13 protein-coding genes and 1 tRNA gene are annotated in these 15,791 nt (G+C 52.3%); 10 read left to right on the plus strand and 4 right to left on the minus strand.

The window, feature by feature from the left end:
• Window positions 1–259 precede the first annotated feature (259 nt).
• A complete protein-coding gene (locus DES54_RS02485) occupies window positions 260–1,171 on the plus strand; it encodes a DUF808 family protein (protein ID WP_113865043.1) in 912 nt (303 codons plus the stop codon).
• A 36-nt stretch (window positions 1,172–1,207) separates the two neighbouring features.
• Here the strand turns inward: DES54_RS02485 and DES54_RS02490 are convergent.
• Window positions 1,208–1,282 (minus strand) — tRNA-Arg (locus tag DES54_RS02490).
• Between the two features lie 70 nt (window positions 1,283–1,352).
• A complete protein-coding gene (locus DES54_RS02495) occupies window positions 1,353–2,315 on the minus strand; it encodes a formate/nitrite transporter family protein (RefSeq protein ID WP_113865044.1) in 963 nt (320 codons plus the stop codon).
• Between the two features lie 321 nt (window positions 2,316–2,636).
• Here DES54_RS02495 and mlaA point away from each other — a divergent pair, with 321 nt between their 5' ends.
• Window positions 2,637–3,398 (plus strand): phospholipid-binding lipoprotein MlaA, encoded by a 762-nt coding sequence (gene mlaA, locus DES54_RS02500; protein WP_113865045.1) that lies wholly within the window; start codon window positions 2,637–2,639, stop codon window positions 3,396–3,398.
• A 354-nt stretch (window positions 3,399–3,752) separates the two neighbouring features.
• Window positions 3,753–5,336 (plus strand): malate dehydrogenase (quinone), encoded by a 1,584-nt coding sequence (gene mqo, locus DES54_RS02505; protein ID WP_113865046.1) that lies wholly within the window; start codon window positions 3,753–3,755, stop codon window positions 5,334–5,336.
• A 141-nt stretch (window positions 5,337–5,477) separates the two neighbouring features.
• On the opposite strand, the gene fadL is transcribed toward mqo, so the two are convergent.
• Entirely contained in the window at window positions 5,478–6,791 is a 1,314-nt protein-coding gene (gene fadL / locus DES54_RS02510) for a long-chain fatty acid transporter FadL (RefSeq protein WP_113865047.1), read from the minus strand.
• A gap of 476 nt (window positions 6,792–7,267) precedes the next feature.
• On the opposite strand from fadL, the gene DES54_RS02515 reads away from it, so the two are divergent.
• The 4 genes from DES54_RS02515 to sixA all read left to right on the plus strand — a co-directional run bounded on the left by DES54_RS02515 (window position 7,268) and on the right by sixA (window position 12,106).
• Complete coding sequence (locus DES54_RS02515) at window positions 7,268–7,564, plus strand: YfcZ/YiiS family protein (protein WP_113865048.1); 297 nt, start codon at window positions 7,268–7,270, stop codon at window positions 7,562–7,564.
• Between the two features lie 266 nt (window positions 7,565–7,830).
• Entirely contained in the window at window positions 7,831–9,144 is a 1,314-nt protein-coding gene (gene fadI / locus DES54_RS02520) for an acetyl-CoA C-acyltransferase FadI (RefSeq protein ID WP_113865049.1), read from the plus strand.
• Window positions 9,141–11,375, plus strand: a complete 2,235-nt coding sequence (fadJ, locus tag DES54_RS02525; RefSeq protein WP_113865050.1) for a fatty acid oxidation complex subunit alpha FadJ — start codon at window positions 9,141–9,143, stop codon at window positions 11,373–11,375. Before fadI ends, fadJ begins: the two co-directional genes overlap by 4 nt.
• A 248-nt stretch (window positions 11,376–11,623) precedes the next feature.
• Entirely contained in the window at window positions 11,624–12,106 is a 483-nt protein-coding gene (gene sixA, locus DES54_RS02530) for a phosphohistidine phosphatase SixA (protein WP_113865051.1), read from the plus strand.
• 22 nt (window positions 12,107–12,128) lie between these two features.
• Here sixA and smrB read toward each other — a convergent pair whose 3' ends face one another.
• On the minus strand, window positions 12,129–12,671 hold the full coding sequence (gene smrB, locus DES54_RS02535) for an endonuclease SmrB (RefSeq protein WP_113865052.1): 543 nt from the start codon (window positions 12,669–12,671) through the stop codon (window positions 12,129–12,131).
• A gap of 170 nt (window positions 12,672–12,841) precedes the next feature.
• On the opposite strand from smrB, the gene prmB reads away from it, so the two are divergent.
• The 3 genes from prmB to mepA all read left to right on the plus strand — a co-directional run bounded on the left by prmB (window position 12,842) and on the right by mepA (window position 15,790).
• Window positions 12,842–13,774 (plus strand): 50S ribosomal protein L3 N(5)-glutamine methyltransferase, encoded by a 933-nt coding sequence (prmB, locus tag DES54_RS02540; protein WP_113865053.1) that lies wholly within the window; start codon window positions 12,842–12,844, stop codon window positions 13,772–13,774.
• 93 nt (window positions 13,775–13,867) lie between these two features.
• Entirely contained in the window at window positions 13,868–14,953 is a 1,086-nt protein-coding gene (gene aroC / locus DES54_RS02545) for a chorismate synthase (protein ID WP_113865054.1), read from the plus strand.
• 6 nt (window positions 14,954–14,959) lie between these two features.
• Window positions 14,960–15,790 (plus strand): penicillin-insensitive murein endopeptidase, encoded by an 831-nt coding sequence (gene mepA / locus DES54_RS02550; protein ID WP_113865055.1) that lies wholly within the window; start codon window positions 14,960–14,962, stop codon window positions 15,788–15,790.
• Window position 15,791 lies beyond the last annotated feature (1 nt).

A 15,791-nucleotide genomic window follows, 5' to 3' on the forward strand; every position in this document is an offset into this window, starting at 1 on the left:
CACGGCAAAAAAACGTGTTATCGTAAAATAGATCGGCCAATTTATCTATTTCATTAATACTTAAAAATTATATTTTTTGGTTTTTTTTTACTAAAAGTGCATTAGTCTCTCTACTGGAATGGAAAAGGCGCATGACAGCAAGGAAAGACGATTTGTCAGTGGGGAATGGGATTCTGGCGGGATTCCGTCTATGCTGATGTCTGAAATACAGGTAGATACCCTGTCGTTAACATAATGAACCCGAATAAGGAAAGATACTTTGGCTGGAGCAAGTTTACTGACGCTGTTGGATGATATCGCCACGTTGCTGGACGATATTTCTGTAATGGGGAAGATGGCTGTTAAAAAAACGGCGGGGGTGCTGGGCGACGATCTGTCGCTGAACGCGCAACAGGTAAGTGGGGTAACGGCGAATCGTGAACTGCCCGTGGTCTGGCGGGTAGCAAAAGGCTCGTTTCTGAATAAAGTTTTTCTGGTGCCGATGGCGTTACTTATTAGCGCATTTTTACCTTGGGCGATTACGCCGTTGTTGATGATTGGGGGAGCCTACCTCTGCTATGAAGGGGTGGAAAAAGTGATGCACAGTCTGCATCGCGATAAAAACCAGCAAACCCCGGAAGCCAGACAGCAGCGATTATTGGCCGCTGCTCAGGCGGACTCGGCAGAGTATGAAACCGATAAAGTGAAAGGGGCGATCCGTACCGACTTTATTCTTTCGGCAGAGATTATCGCGATCACGCTGGGGATTGTGTCTGAGGCGCCGTTGCTTAATCAGGTGCTTGTGTTGTCGGGGATTGCAATTCTGGTGACGGTTGGGGTGTATGGCATTGTGGCCGGCATCGTCAAACTGGACGACCTGGGGATGTGGTTGGAGCAGCGAGCCTCAATCGTGGCGCAAAAAGTGGGAGCCGGGCTTCTGGTTGCCGCGCCTTGGTTGATGAAAATGCTTTCCGTCGTGGGGACGCTGGCGATGTTTTTGGTCGGTGGGGGTATTGTTGTACACGGTGTGCCTCGCCTTTATCATGCCATCACCGTTTTTGGCGAACGTTTTGGCACACTTGGAGCCATGCTGGTGGCAAATCTGGCTAATCTGGTGGTGGGTATTATCCTTGGCGCTATCGTGCTGTTTGTCGTCAACCAGATTAGCCGACTGTGGGGGAAAAAAGCGTAACCATATTGTGCAGGACGGGCAATGTCGTCATGGTGATGGCGTCCCCAGCAGGAATCGAACCTACAACTAGCCCTTAGGAGGGGCTCGTTATATCCATTTAACTATGGGGACTTGCAGCGCGGCCATTATACTCGTTTTCGTTCTGAAAATAAGTACTTATACCGCGCGTTTGCTTAAACTGTCAGCAATCGGACTCTTTTTCTTCTTCCGCCTGCCGTGTTTTCTTTTTTCCTTTTTCTGCTTCAAGTCTGGCGTTGTCGCTCATGTCGTTGCGGATCTGGGCATGACTCATCAGCGCGAAAATAAAGGTGCCGCCGATGATGTTGCCCGCCAGCGTGGGCAAGGCGAAGGGCCAGATAAAGTTTTGCCAGGTAATTTCGCCGATAAAGATGAGGTAGAAAATCTCTGATGCGCCAGCAACAATATGCGTGAGGTTGCTGAAAGCGATCATCCAGGTCATGATGATGATAACGACTATCTTGGCCGCCCCCGAGTGTGGCAGCATCCAGACCATAGTGGCGATGATCCAGCCGGAAACCACCGCGTTGGCGAACATTTCCGTTGGCGAGTTTTTCATGACTTTCATGGATATTTCGAGCAATGCTTCCCGCGTTTCACCATCAAATACCGGCATGTAGGTGAAGGCGAGGGCAGCCAGTGCGGTGCCCATCAAATTGCCCATCAGCACAATGCTCCACAACCGGAACAATAGATAAAAATTATGACCGACCAGCTTGTGCATCACCGGTAGTACGGCTGTTACAGTATTCTCAGTAAATAATTGCTGGCGGGCCATAATGACGATGACAAAACCGATGGTATAGCCGAAGCTTTCCAGTAAAAATCCGCCAGGAACGCCAACCAGATTGATGTGCAGCATACCGATGGCCATAAAGGATGTCCCCATCGACAGGCCCGCTGCAATGGCTGACCAGAATAATGCCATCGCATCGCGTTGCAGTTCTTTTTGTCCTTCCTGACGCAGTGCCTCGTGAATGACCGCGGCGGGAGAGGGCAATATTTTTTCATTTACCTCAATCTCTTGACCACGAGTGTTTTCTTCGCTTTCTACCTCTCTGTTTCCATCGTGGGCATGAGTTTTCTCTTCATCAACATTCTTATTCTTCTCAGGAGCTTGATTCATCAGGTTCTCGCTATATTCTTTTTCCTTGTAGTAATCGTAGTTGCTTTCAAAACATATGGTAACGCCTGCTTCGACATCTGTTCTTGCGGCCCTATGCTATGATCTGTCATGTCGGTTAGCGTTATTCCCCTCTGCACAGAGATTTATCTGGCAAACCTCTGAAAAAGGTAGGGATGCATAAGCCAAAGTAGAAGCAAAACCATAAAATGGTAAACTGTTGGCAGTAAGCGCTCTGGCTTGCCATTTGGTTTGGCGCACAGGCGCTGGGAATGCCTATTCTCGGCTGCGGCGCGCAACGCAACATAATCAGGGAGAACAGATATGAATTACCGCCTGAGCGGGGTGGTGTTTGCCAGCGTGTTACTCGTCGGCTGCGCCAGTTCCGGGGATCAGTCTCAAGAAGGGCGTTCTGATCCGCTTGAAGGCTTTAACCGTACCATGTTCAGTTTTAACTACGATGTGCTGGATCCTTATCTGGTACGACCGGCGGCGGTCGCCTGGCGTGACTATGTACCCACACCAGCGCGCAATGGCCTGAGCAATTTTTTCAGTAACCTGGAAGAACCCGCCTCCATGGTGAACTATTTTGCTGAGGGCAAGCCATATAAAGCGATGATTCATTTTAACCGCTTTTTCCTGAATACCCTGCTGGGTATGGGCGGTTTGATTGATGTGGCATCCATGGCCAACCCCAAACTGGCGAAAGAGGAATCGCGTCGGTTCGGCAATACTTTGGGCAGCTATGGTATGGGCTATGGGCCTTATGTGGTGTTGCCGGGTTACGGCAGCGCGACATTGCGTGAAGATGGCGGCGGCGTCGTGGATACGCTGTATCCGGTATTGAGCTATCTGACGTTCTGGATGTCCGCGGGCAAATGGGCGATTGAAGGGCTGGAGACGCGAGCCCAACTGCTTGATTCCGATGGTCTGCTGCGTAACTCTTCCGATCCCTATATGATGATGCGTGAGGCATATTTCCAGCGGCATGATTTCCTGGCCAGCGACGGACAGATTACGCCGCAAGCTCACCCCAATGACTCGGCGATACAAGACTCGCTCGGCGAAATTGACGCCGGCCAGTAACAGTAAGTATAGTGAACAAGGCACCTCTCAGTGCCTTTAGCTTTTATAAAACACTGCTAAGCTTACATTTATCTTAGCATTTGTTTTGTTTCTTAAAAGTTACTACATTGTTTTCATTTTTTTAATTACAAAAATTTATTTTCCGCTGTCAGGTAAGAATAATATTACAGCATTAGCGTATAGCTTTAGCGTGCATCTGAGTCAGTAGGCTAGTTTTTTTGTTAAAAAAACTGATTAACAAAAGGATTATAACAACGATTTTTTGATATGCGTTAAGGGGCAACATCGTCGCTAACGATGGGATGGGGCTATTCAACTGCAACAATAAAAAATTCCATAAATCGAGAGATAAGAATGAAGAAACGACTTACTATGATCCTTTGTTTGAGTGTATTAGGGGTCGCCCAACTTGCTCAAGCCGAAGATAATCAACCTGCTGATAAAACGACCGATGTGGTATTGATCGGCGGCGGCGTCATGAGCTCTACACTGGGTGTCTATCTGCAAGAGCTACAACCAGACTGGTCAATCGATATGGTTGAGCGTATGGATAATGTGGCACAGGAGAGTTCGAACGGCTGGAATAACGCGGGTACGGGGCACTCTGCGTTTATGGAGCTCAACTATACGCCGGATAATCCCGACGGTCCGATAGAAATCAGCAAAGCGGTCGAGATCACGGAAGCTTTTGAGGTGTCACGCCAGTTCTGGTCGTATCAGGTCAAAAACGGCGTTCTTCACGATCCGCAGTCCTTTATCAACAATGTACCGCATATCAGCTTTGTCTGGGGCGATGAAAATACACGTTTTCTGAGCCACCGCTTCGAAGCGATGCAACATAGCACGCTATATCGTGGCATGGAGTTCTCGGAAGATCCCAACGTTATTAAAGAGTGGGCGCCGTTGGTGATGGAGGGGCGCGATCCGGCACAGAAAGTTGCCGCTACTCGTATGCCGATCGGGACGGACGTGAACTATGGCGAGCTCACCCGTCAGTTGGTGGACTCGCTGAAGAAAAAGCCGAATTTTGCGTTACACCTTAATTCTGAAGTGCGCGATATCAAGCGTAATGCGGACAACACCTGGAGCGTGACTTACGCCGATCTGAAGAACGGCGAGAAAGAAAGCGTGATCAAAGCCAAGTTTGTCTTTATCGGCGCGGGCGGTGCGGCATTGCAGTTGCTGCAAAAATCCGGCATTCCTGAGGCGGATGGTTATGGCGGTTTCCCGGTGGGCGGGAAGTTCCTGGTATCGGACAACCCTGAAGTCGTGAAGCGTCATCTGGCGAAAGTCTATGGTAAAGCCTCGGTAGGCGCGCCGCCGATGTCAGTTCCGCACTTAGATACCCGTATTTTTGACGGTAAACCGGTGGTGCTGTTTGGGCCATTCGCCACATTCTCCAGTAAGTTCCTGAAAAATGGTTCGCTGTGGGATCTGTTTGATTCCGTCACGCTGTCGAATGTCTGGCCGATGACGCGTGTTGGTCTGGATAATTTCGATCTGGTTAAGTATCTGATAAGCCAGGTGATGATGGACGATGACGACCGTTTTGCCGCATTGCAGGAATATTTCCCCAATGCGAAGAAAGAAGACTGGAAACTGACTATCGCGGGTCAGCGCGTACAGGTCATCAAAAAAGATGAAAATAAAGGCGGCGTGTTGAAACTCGGCACCGAAATCGTCAGTTCGGAAGATGGCTCTATCGCAGCGCTGTTGGGGGCTTCTCCGGGCGCGTCCACGGCTGCGCCAATCATGCTGAGCCTGCTGAAAACAGTGTTTAAAGATAAGATGGCCACTCCTGAGTGGCAGAGCAAGCTTAAAGAGATCATTCCTTCTTATGATCAGAAGTTGGATGGTAATATTGAATTGACCAATAAAATCCGTCGCTACACCAGCAGCACGCTGAATTTGAATTATATCGAAGTGAAGCCTGAATAAGATAAGGGTTCGATTACCGAAGGCCACGCGAGCGGCCTTTTTTTCGGCTGCTGTTTATGCCGGGCGGGAGATGAGAGCGGCAAATAAAAAGGCAGGTAAGATTGACTTACCTGCCGGTGCTGAAAATCCAAACAAACGATGTTAGAACGCGTAGTTGAAGTTTACGCCGTACAACCAGGCTTTCCCTTTTGAATTAAATTCATATCGCGGTGAACCGGCGTTGTCAGAAATCGGTTCACTGATACTGACCTCTTTACCGTGCATGTAAGAAACGCCGACATCAACAGAAGCATCTTTGTTGAAAGCATAAGTTGTGCCTGTGCTCAGCCAGAAACGATCCTGGTCTGGAATGGATATCGAGCGTTTATTGGCCGGAACCGGACTGTCATCAAAGGCGATGCCGCCGCGGAAGGTCCAGTTCTCATCATGGTAGTAGGTGGTGCCGAACGCGATACGGTAGGCATCACGAAAGCCTTCCTCTTTCTGGAATAACGCCTGGCCATTATTACCGCTGGCTTTCAGTTCCTGGAACTGGCTCCAACTGGTATAGACGAGGCTATAGTGGACCGCCCATTTAGGAGCGACGCGATGGTATGCGGACGCCTCCCACATTTCCGGCAGATTCAGCGTCAACTTGCCGGGGATGGTCGCGCCACCGGTGCCAACCGGTGCTCCCTGGGCACCTGCCGGCAGGTCGCTGCGGTAGTCGCCGTCGAAGTCGATATCGACTTTGGAGCGATAGGTCAGACCGAAGCGGTTGTTTTCATCCACTTCATACAGGATGCCCGCGTTCCAGCCGTAACCCCATTCTTTACCTTCCATATGCGCCAGTTCTGAGGAGGGGCCGGCGACAACGCCCTGTAACCCGCCTGCGGCGAGGGGAATGTTGGCTAACTCACCCGCGCGGCGAACAATTTTCGCATCGGCATAAACCGCATTCACCCCCAGCCCAAAGCTGAAGTGCTGATTCAGGCGATAGGCCGCGCTCAGGTTCAGGTTGGAAGTCACCAGATCGGTCTGCCCGCCGATAGACCCCGCGGTATAGTTGTCGTTGAACTCGGTAGCCAGACCATAGTTGGTAACGGCTGAAGCGCCAATCGCCCATTGTTCATTGAGCGGCATGATAAAATGCAGATTAGGCACCCAGGCATGGGGCGCAATATTTTTTGCGCTGGTATCCTGACCTGTCAGGGAGTTTTCCCCCTGAACATCAATATCCGGGTTGATGTAAGTCACACCGCCGGAAAAGGACGGACGATCAAACAGGGTCATGGTGGCAGGGTTACGGCTGCCTGAGGTTGCGTTGTCAGCTATCGCGCCTTCACCTGAAAACGCGCGTCCCAGGCCAGATGAGGAATATTCATTAAGCTGAAAGCCAGCGGCGGACGCATTTACTGAAACCAGTGCCACTGCAACAGCAATTGCTGATTGTTTTAACAGGTTTTTCTGGCTCATGGCCAAAGCCTCTTTAGATGCTTGTTATTTAACATTGTTACACGGAGTAACAAGGGACGCGCATTATAGGGGGGCGCATTCAGTCTGACAAATCAGACCAGTTGGCAAAGTATAAGTTGTGAATATGGCGGTGTTGCAATCATGTATAAAAAATATGGTCAAAATGATAAGGAATTTAGATCTGCTTAACAGTTTGGTTGATTTTAATAAGGCCGGATTACCCTGTTTTTACTCTTTTCTAACAATAGGCTGTGATGAATATCACTAAATATCCCGGTAAACCGTAAGTTCTAGTGCGCAGGGGAGTCGGCAGGTAAAATAGAAGGGAATAGAGGATTTTTGAACTGGATCAAATCTGTTATATCCAATAGGTTTCAAAGTACCGATAGAACCATTCCAAAAGCTGTGCGGCTGACTAAATTATTTTGAGAGCTAACGGGTAGAAACAGGCTACTTGCAACATAGAGGAAAGAATGATGACAAACGCGATAAACAAATGTAGTGCTGAAGAAACGGCTGCCTGTTGCTGTGTTGATGTGGGTACGGTAATGGATAATACCGATTGTACCGCGTCTTACAGCAAGGTCTTCGCCGATCAAGCCGAGGCGGAAGCCACGTTAAATCTGCTGACGGAAAAAGCCCGTGCGGTAGAATCCGAGCCTTGCCTGATTGAAAGTAAGCTTGATGTGGTGGAAGGCGGGGTGAAACTGGATATTGATTTTACCTTCAGTTGTCAGGCTGAAACGATGATTTTCCAACTCGGTCTTCGTTAATTTTGCATCTTATCGGGGGCTGAACATCGGCCCCTGAAATAAGGGCCGTCATCGCTATCGCCAGGATGCTGAAGGTCAAATAACGGTTTCCCTTCTTTGATGTGCTTTATCCCTTTCTTGTTATTTCCAATTTACCTGTCATGCCTCTATTACCAGGCAAGCTTTTGTACGGTACGCGTTTGCGAAATGTAACTATCTGGTTAACAATAAGATCAGGTCTGACCTGTTGTGTGCCTGCTTAATTTTTCTGTTTAATAGGAGTTTTTATGAATGAGGTATTGCCACTGATAACGCATCGTGGTGATCGCATAGCGATTGTTAACGGGTTACGTACTCCATTTGCTCGCCAGGCAACGGCATATCATGGCATTCCTGCGATGGATTTGGGGAAAATGGTGGTGAGTGAGCTCCTCATTCGTACCGGTGTGGCCCCTGAAATGGTGGATCAACTGGTGTTCGGTCAGGTGGTCCAAATGCCGGAAGTACCTAATATCGCTAGAGAAATTGTGCTGGGTACGGGTATGAGCGTTCATACCGATGCTTACAGCGTCTCGCGCGCTTGCGCCACCAGCTTTCAGGCTGTCGCGAATATTGCTGAAAGCATTATGGTCGGAACGATTGATGTCGGCATTGCCGGCGGGGCGGATTCTTCCTCGGTTCTTCCTATCGGCGTAAGCAAACAACTTGCCGGAACGCTGCTGGATTTGAGCAAAGCCCGTACATTCAGCCAGCGGCTTAAATTGTTGAGCCGATTGCGTCCCGGAGATTTGTTGCCTGTCGCTCCCCCTGTAGCGGAGTATTCCACCGGATTACGTATGGGCGATACCGCCGAGCAAATGGCGAAAACCTATGGCATTACGCGTGAGGAACAGGATGCGCTTGCGTATCGTTCACATCGTTTAGCTGCCCGCGCCTGGGAGGAGGGTAAGTTGCTTGACGAGGTGATGACCGCCTATATTCCGCCTTACCAGCAAGCTCTGCGCGAAGACAACAATGTCCGCCACGACTCGGCGCCGGAAGATTACGCACGGTTGCGGCCTGCTTTTGACCGCAAGCACGGCAGCGTCACCGCCGCCAACAGTACGCCCTTGACTGACGGGGCCGCCGCCATTTTGCTGATGAGTGAATCCAAAGCGAAAAGTCTGGGCCTGACCCCGTTGGGCTATTTGCGCAGCTACGCGTTTAGCGCGATTGATGTGTGGCAGGATATGCTGCTGGGGCCGGCGTATGCGTCGCCTCTGGCATTGGCGCGGGCGGGGGTAAGACTTGCTGATCTGACGCTGATCGAAATGCATGAGGCGTTTGCCGCTCAGACGCTGGCAAACCTGAAGATGTTTGCCAGCGAAGATTTTGCGCGCAATAAACTGGGCCGCGCGGCGCCATTGGGAGAAGTGGATATGGATAAGTTTAATGTCCTTGGCGGCTCGATTGCTTATGGACATCCGTTTGCTGCGACTGGCGCACGGATGATCACCCAGACACTGCATGAATTACGTCGACGCGGCGGCGGATTGGGACTGACCACGTCCTGTGCCGCGGGCGGACTGGGCGCTGCGATGGTTCTGGAGGTGACGCCATGATCGACAAACCATCTTCGACAGAATTTTCAACAGCCTCTTCCGCGCAGAACGCGGCGTTTTCGCTGACGATGCGGCCAGACAATATCGGCATCATCACCATTGATGTACCCGGTGAAAAAGTGAATACGTTGAAGCGTGAGTTCGCCGCTCAAATCAAGCATGTCTTTGAACAAGCCCAGCGGCACGCGGCGCTCAGAGGGCTGATTCTGGTATCCGCCAAACCCGATTCATTTATTGCCGGAGCGGATATCGCCATGCTGGATAAATGCACCAGCGCCGGACAAGCCGAAAATCTGGCTACCGAGGGACAACAACTCTTTGCCAGTCTTGCGTCGCTTCCTTTCCCGATTGTTTGCGCGATTCATGGCGCGTGTCTGGGCGGCGGGTTGGAATTGGCGCTGGCCTGTGATTATCGGGTGTGCTCGCTGGAGGACAAAACCACGCTTGGCCTGCCGGAAGTTCAACTTGGCTTGCTGCCCGGTTCCGGCGGCACGCAGCGTCTGCCTCGCTTGATCGGCGTGGATAAAGCGCTGGATATGATCTTGACCGGACGCCGCGTCGGTGCGCGTCAGGCGGTGCAAATGGGACTGGTTGATGACGCCGTGCCGCAAAGTATCTTGCTGGAGACGGCGGTTGCCTTGATCAAAAAGGGCAAACGCAAAGCGCAACCACCGGGCTGGCGTGCTCGTGTGTTGGCAAGCCCTGGGGTTCGGCATTGGTTGTTTAATCTTGTCAAAACGAAAACGCGCGCGAAAACTCATGGTAATTATCCGGCAACCGATCGCATCATACAGGTCATTCGCCGTGGTATGGAAAAAGGCATGGAGGAAGGCCTCCGTCTGGAGGCCAGAGCGTTTGGCAAACTGGTGATGACGCCGGAGTCAGCCGCGTTGCGTCACCTGTTTTTTGCCTCGACTTCGCTGAAAAAAGAGTCCGGCGCGTCGGCTGAGGTGCAACCGCTTCGTCGCGTCGGCATTCTGGGCGGCGGATTGATGGGCGGCGGCATTGCCAGCGTGACCGCGATGCGCGGCAGGTTACCGGTTCGGATCAAAGACATCAACGAGCAGGGAATTAACCATGCGCTGAAATATAGCTGGCAATTGCTTACCAAACGGGTGCGGCGTAAACGGATGAAACCGTCTGAGCGCCAGCGGCTGATGACTCTGATTTCCGGTAGCACCGACTATCGGGGATTTGAACACACCGATATTGTGATTGAAGCGGTATTCGAAACGTTGTCTCTGAAGCAGAAAATGGTTGCCGAGATTGAACAGTACGCGGCGCCGCATACGATCTTTGCCTCAAACACCTCGTCGTTGCCTATCCATCAGATCGCGGCGCAGGCCCGCCGTGCGCAGCAGGTGATTGGATTGCATTATTTCAGTCCGGTGGAAAAAATGCCGCTGGTTGAGGTGATCCCGCATGCGCAAACCAGCGCGGAAACCATCGCCACGACGGTGTCGCTGGCAAAAAAACAGGGCAAAACCGCCATTGTGGTGGCGGACCGCGCCGGATTTTATGTTAACCGCATTCTGGCGCCGTACATTAATGAAGCGGCATATTGCCTGCTGGAAGGCGAGCCGGTTGAATCCATTGATGAAGCGCTGGTGCGTTTCGGTTTTCCTGTCGGCCCGCTAACCTTGTTGGATGAAGTGGGTATTGATGTCGCCACTAAGATCGTGCCGGTCTTGAGCGAGGAGCTTGGTGAACGATTTAAATCGCCGCCGACGTTTGACGCTATCCTGAAAGATGGGCGTAAAGGCCGTAAAAATGGCAAAGGCTTTTATCGTTATGGGGAGAAACACCGTTTCTGGCAGCCGAAAAGCGTGGTGGACAGCACCATTTATCCTCTGCTGGCCGTTACGCCGAAAGCCCATATCGATCCGGCGCTGATTAGCCAACGCTGTGTGATGATGATGCTGAATGAAGCGGCGCGCTGTCTGGATGAAAAGGTGATCCGGTGCGCCCGTGACGGTGATATCGGGGCGGTATTCGGCATCGGTTTCCCGCCTTTTCTGGGCGGCCCGTTTCACTATATGGATCGTCTTGGCATGGCGACGGTAGTGAAAACCCTGCAGGTATTGCAACAACAATACGGCGATCGCTTTGCGCCTTGCGAATGCTTGTTGAGAATGCTCGATAATCAGCAAACTTTTTACCCTGTGATACCGGATGATGAAGCCATTGATGCGCTACCAGAGCCGGACGCTGGCGAGTCGTCTTCCGGGTAACCGCGACGCTATTCACTGATATGTCCGCCGTCAGGATACTTCCGCCAGTCTGTCCTGATGGCGCGGGTATTGATTGTTTATCGCAGCCACCTGAAATCGCGTTGTGGTTTTGTTTAAGTTTAAAGCAGCGATCTGTAATAATAACGTCTTGCTTTGCCGGATGTGATGATCGGCGAAGAGAAGCAATCAGCTAACCTATTGCTGATAAACACTTTTATCACGATATTTCGTCAACATAGCGGTGTGATATGCAAGTTTTGATAATGCGTCATGGTGATGCCGTACCTGACGCCGCCAGTGATGCCCAGCGGCCACTTAGCGGTCGTGGCTGCGATGAATCGCGTCAAATGGCGTTTTGGTTGAACGATCAACAAATCGATATTGACCGTGTTCTGGTCAGTCCCTATTTGCGTGCGCAGCGAACGTTGGACGTGGTGCAGGCTATCCTGCCCTTGCCGGAAGAAAATGATTGTCTGACGGAATTGACGCCGGGCGGCGATGCGCAGTTGGTTTGCTACTATCTGCAAACGCTGGCGAAAGAGGGAACCAATGCGGCGCTGGTGGTATCGCATCTTCCGCTGGTCGGCTATCTGGTGGCGTCGCTGTGTCCGGGCGAAAACGCGCCGATGTTTGCCACCTCCGCCATTGCCTGTGTCACCGTCAATGCGCAATCAGGCAACGGCGTGCTGGATTGGCAGATCAGTCCGGCGCAATTAACGTCGAAGTCTTAAGCCGCCATTGTTCAGCGCTACGCTATTGATGATCGGGCGCGTCCAACGCCACCAGCACCAGTAACGCCGCGTCAGCGCCGAATTCCTTCGGCGCCTGATGGAAAGCCAGCACGTCTGGATGCTGCGCCAGCCATAATGGTGTTTGCTGCTTAAGAATATGTTTGCCATGACCGTGCATCACGCAGGCGCAATAAACATGTTCGCGGCGGCAGGCCGCCAGCAGCGCGCCCAGTTCCTGTTTGGCCTGCAACTGGGTCAGCCCGTGCAAATCCAGAAACAGTTCCGGCGAGTAATCCTCGCGACGCAATTTCTTCAGTTCGTAATGACTGACGCCGGGACGCACATAACGCGTAGGCCCTTCGCTCCCCAGTTGGGGCTGGAATTCATCTGAAAAATAAAAGCTGGCATCGACCTGTTCCTGTAGAACGCGTTTGGCTGGCAACTCGCCAACCTTTCTGCGCTGTGGTTTATGGGTATAAGTATCCTGGCGCAATTTTTTCGCACCAGAGATTGACGCGCGAAAAAGCTGTAAATCGTCGTCATTCAGTGAATATTTATTACTCATCGGTTATTCATCCCGCTCCAACATTCGGCCAGTTTACCTTGTCTCGGTTCGGTCGCTAAATAAAAGTCGCGCTAAGCGTGGGTTCAACCGGTGATATCTGCTGATTTGTCGCGGGCTTCATGGCAAACTAAGCGCCAATTTTCTATTCCGATGTGTCTGCGGAGGCAACTTTGGACAAAATTTTCGTCGATGAGGCCGTCAGCGATCTTCATACCATTCAGGATATGTTGCGTTGGGCGGTCAGCCGGTTTAACGCAGCCAACGTCTATTACGGTCACGGAACGGATAACCCTTGGGACGAAGCGGTTCAACTGGTGTTGCCGAGCCTGTTTCTGCCGCTCGATATTCCCGAAGATATGTATATTTCCCGCCTGACGTCCAGCGAACGGCATCGTATCGTCGAACGCGTCATCCGGCGGGCTAATGAGTGTATTCCGGTGGCGTATCTGACCAATAAAGCCTGGTTCAGCGGTCTCGAATTTTATGTTGATGAACGGGTTCTGGTGCCGCGCTCGCCGATCGGTGAATTAATCAGTGATTATTTCGCTGACCTACTGCCCAATGCGCCGACGCATATCCTGGATATGTGCACCGGCAGCGGTTGTATCGCCATCGCCTGCGCCCACGCCTTTCCCGACGCCGACGTCGATGCGGTGGATATTTCCGATGATGTGCTGGCGGTGACCGAGCAAAATATTCAGCAACATAATGTGGAATATCGCGTTACCCCGATTCGTTCCGATCTGTTCCGCGAACTGCCCGCGATTAAGTACGACCTGATTGTGACCAATCCGCCTTACGTCGATGCGGAGGATATGGCGGATTTGCCGCAAGAATTCCGCTATGAGCCGGAACTGGGGTTGGCGGCGGGCAGCGATGGTTTGACGCTGGTAAAACGCATTCTGGCCTGTGCGCCGGATTACCTCAGTGATGACGGCGTGCTGATTTGCGAAGTCGGCAACAGCATGGTGCATCTGATTGATCAATACCCGGATATTCCTTTCACCTGGCTGGAATTTGAAAACGGCGGGGACGGGGTATTTATGCTGACTAAAGCGCAGTTGATTGACTGCCATGCGCATTTCAGCATTTATCGTGATTAAGCGGCGTGGCGGGCGCATTCACCTTGACGCGACGCACACGCTAAAATTATAGGCTTACGCTAAAAAAATAGACGCATACGCTAAGGAGTCGTGATGGCAGGAAACAGTATCGGACAGTTTTTCCGCGTCACCACATTTGGAGAGTCCCACGGTATTGCGCTGGGATGTATTGTTGACGGCGTACCGCCGGGCATTCCGCTGACGGAGGCCGATCTGCAACACGATCTGGATCGCCGTCGTCCGGGGACGTCCCGTTATACCACACAGCGTCGCGAACCCGATCAGGTGCGCATTCTGTCAGGGGTGTTTGAAGGGGTGACCACCGGCACCAGTATTGGTTTACTGATTGAAAACACCGATCAGCGCTCGCAGGATTACAGCGCGATTAAAGATGTGTTCCGTCCCGGTCACGCCGATTACACCTATGAACAAAAATACGGTCTGCGTGATTATCGTGGCGGCGGTCGCTCGTCCGCGCGTGAAACGGCGATGCGTGTCGCCGCCGGCGCTATTGCCAAAAAATATCTGCAACAGCAATATGGCGTTAAAATCCGCGGTTATCTGTCGCAGATCGGTGATGTTGTCTGTGAGCTTAAGGATTGGGATTTGGTTGAACAGAATCCCTTTTTCTGCCCGGACGCCGATAAGCTGGACGCGCTGGATGAACTGATGCGCGGGCTGAAAAAGGACGGGGACTCCATCGGGGCAAAAGTCAGTGTGGTGGCCGAGTCCGTCCCGGCGGGATTAGGCGAGCCGGTGTTCGATCGCCTGGATGCGGATTTGGCCCACGCGTTGATGAGCATCAATGCGGTGAAAGGCGTCGAGATTGGCGGTGGTTTTGCCGTGGTGACTAAACGCGGCAGTGAGAACCGCGATGAAATCACGCCGGATGGCTTCCAGAGCAATCACGCAGGCGGCATTTTGGGAGGCATCAGCAGCGGACAGCATATCGTCGCGCATCTGGCGCTTAAACCGACATCCAGCATCATGGTGCCCGGCAGGACGATCAATCGCCAGGGCGAAGCGACGGAAATGGTTACCCGTGGACGTCACGATCCCTGTGTGGGGATCCGTGCGGTGCCGATTGCCGAAGCGATGATGGCGATTGTGTTAATGGATCACCTGCTGCGCCAGCGTGCGCAGTGTGGCGATGTGGTCAGTCAGGTTCCCCGCTGGTAAATAATGATGAAACACGGGTTGATTGGGGTTATCGCGTTGGCGTTGAGCGCGCCGCTGTGGGCGAAAACCCCGTGGCAGGAAATGACGCGCCCGGTAACGGGCGCGCCGCAGGCCATCGGCAGTTTTTCCAATGGCTGTATTGTCGGCGCCCAGCCGTTGCCGTTGGATTCGGCAAATTATCAGGTGATGCGCGTCGATCAACGCCACTATTACGGTCACCCTGATCTGTTGGCGTTTATTCATCGGCTGAGCGCGAATGTGAAGCGTCGTACCGCTGGCAATGTATTGATTGGCGATATGGGGATGCCGGTCGGCGGCCGCTTCAGCAGCGGTCATGCCAGCCATCAGTCCGGTCTGGATGTGGATATCTGGCTGCAATTGCCGAAACAGCGTTGGAGCCAGCAGCAATTGCGGAATCCGCAACCGATTGATCTGGTAACGGCCAATGGCCGTCAGGTTAATCCGCGCGTCTGGCTGCCAGAGGTCACCACGCTGGTGAAGCTGGCTGCTCAGGATAGCGACGTTACCCGTATTTTTGTTAACCCGGCGATTAAAAAACAACTCTGTATTGATGCGGGTCACGATCGTGACTGGCTGAACAAAGTTCGCCCCTGGTTCGGGCATCGTGCGCATATGCACGTGCGCCTGCGCTGTCCGGCGGACAGTCTGGAGTGTCAGGATCAGGACCTGCCGCCAGCGGGTGATGGATGCGCGGCTGAGTTGACCAGTTGGTTCCAGCCAAAACAACCGGGCGGCGAGCCGCCGGTGAAAACCTCGCCACCGCCGTTGCCCCCGTCTTGCCAGGCCTTGGTTGACGAACATTTTTCTGCGAGATAAA

This window comes from Brenneria salicis ATCC 15712 = DSM 30166 (assembly GCF_003315515.1).
Taxonomy (GTDB): Bacteria; Pseudomonadota; Gammaproteobacteria; order Enterobacterales; family Enterobacteriaceae; genus Brenneria; species Brenneria salicis.